Genomic DNA, 954 nt, shown 5'->3' on the forward strand with positions numbered 1-954 from the left:
CCCCAAACAAGTATCGGGAAGACAGGATTTGAACCTGCGACCCCCTGGTCCCAAACCAGGTGCTCTACCAAGCTGAGCCACTTCCCGAAAGAAAACGCGCCCGAGAGGAGTCGAACCCCTAACCTCTTGATCCGTAGTCAAACGCTCTATCCAATTGAGCTACGGGCGCATATGGTGCCGAGGGCGGGGGTCGAACCCGCACGGTGGTCACCCACCGCAGGATTTTAAGTCCTGTGCGTCTGCCTGTTCCGCCACCCCGGCATGTCATATTGAAAATTGGAGCGGAAGACGGGATTCGAACCCGCGACCCCAACCTTGGCAAGGTTGTATTCTACCACTGAACTACTTCCGCAAGACATGTTTGAGATATTTTATTAAAAGTGCGGGTGAAGGGAGTCGAACCCCCACGCCAAAGGCGCTAGATCCTAAGTCTAGTGCGTCTGCCAATTCCGCCACACCCGCATATTAATTAAAATGGTGAGCCATGAAGGACTCGAACCTTCGACCCTCTGATTAAAAGTCAGATGCTCTACCAACTGAGCTAATGGCTCTTACAATAAAAACTGGTGCCGACTAGAGGACTTGAACCCCCAACCTACTGATTACAAGTCAGTTGCTCTACCAATTGAGCTAAGTCGGCTAAATGGTGGAGGATGACGGGATCGAACCGCCGACCCCCTGCTTGTAAGGCAGGTGCTCTCCCAGCTGAGCTAATCCTCCGGATTGCCTGGCAACGTCCTACTCTCACAGGGACAAGGTCCCAACTACCATCGGCGCTAGAGAGCTTAACTTCCGTGTTCGGTATGGGAACGGGTGTGACCTCTCTGCCATCATTACCAGACTGTATTCATTTAAGACAAGAATCATTGTAACTCATTTAACTTTTAAAGTCAACAAGTTTTTTATATTCTTTCAAAACTAGATAACATTGCTACATATTATATGGTTAAGCCC

At 49.8% G+C, this 954-nt stretch carries 8 tRNA genes and 1 rRNA gene; all 9 read right to left on the bottom strand.

Annotation, left to right across the window (positions count from 1 at the left end):
- Window positions 1-13 precede the first annotated feature (13 nt).
- Window positions 14-87, bottom strand: a tRNA-Pro gene (locus tag HMPREF1014_RS29020).
- Between the two features lie 8 nt (window positions 88-95).
- Window positions 96-169 (bottom strand) — tRNA-Arg (locus HMPREF1014_RS29025).
- Between the two features lie 3 nt (window positions 170-172).
- Window positions 173-261 (bottom strand) — tRNA-Leu (locus tag HMPREF1014_RS29030).
- Between the two features lie 16 nt (window positions 262-277).
- Window positions 278-352, bottom strand: a tRNA-Gly gene (locus HMPREF1014_RS29035).
- A gap of 29 nt (window positions 353-381) precedes the next feature.
- Window positions 382-462, bottom strand: a tRNA-Leu gene (locus tag HMPREF1014_RS29040).
- Between the two features lie 13 nt (window positions 463-475).
- Window positions 476-551, bottom strand: a tRNA-Lys gene (locus HMPREF1014_RS29045).
- A 13-nt stretch (window positions 552-564) separates the two neighbouring features.
- A tRNA-Thr gene (locus HMPREF1014_RS29050) sits at window positions 565-640 on the bottom strand.
- Between the two features lie 4 nt (window positions 641-644).
- A tRNA-Val gene (locus HMPREF1014_RS29055) sits at window positions 645-720 on the bottom strand.
- 5 nt (window positions 721-725) lie between these two features.
- Window positions 726-841, bottom strand: a 5S ribosomal RNA gene (gene rrf / locus HMPREF1014_RS29060).
- Window positions 842-954: the final 113 nt, after the last annotated feature.

The sequence above is a fragment of the Bacillus sp. 7_6_55CFAA_CT2 genome (genome assembly GCF_000238655.1).
Classification (GTDB): Bacteria; Bacillota; Bacilli; order Bacillales; family Bacillaceae_G; genus Bacillus_A; species Bacillus_A cereus.